At 35.0% G+C, this 223-nt stretch carries 1 pseudogene; it reads left to right on the top strand.

Going from position 1 to position 223, the window contains the following annotated elements:
- Positions 1-221, top strand: a pseudogene (locus ACRHOC_RS15520) (MFS transporter); the annotation flags it as partial.
- Between the last annotated feature and the right edge of the window lie 2 nt (positions 222-223).

The following is a 223-nucleotide window of genomic DNA, read 5'->3' as shown; positions in this document are numbered from 1 at the left end:
TGTCAATGGTTGGTGTAGGTATTTCGTGGGCAAGTATTCTGGCGATGCCATTTGCTATACTCGCTGGTTCTATACCTGCTAGAAAAATGGTAGTTTATATGGTGATCTTTAATTTTTTCATAGTACTACCTCAAATATTAAATGCCTTAATAGGAGCTCCTATGCTTAAATATTTATATAACCACAGACCAATATTTGCACTAGTACTAAGTGGAGTATGATT

The sequence above is a fragment of the Winogradskyella poriferorum genome (assembly GCF_050618035.1).
GTDB lineage: Bacteria > Bacteroidota > Bacteroidia > Flavobacteriales > Flavobacteriaceae > Winogradskyella > Winogradskyella poriferorum_A.
This window is presented reverse-complemented; position numbering and strand designations above follow the sequence as displayed.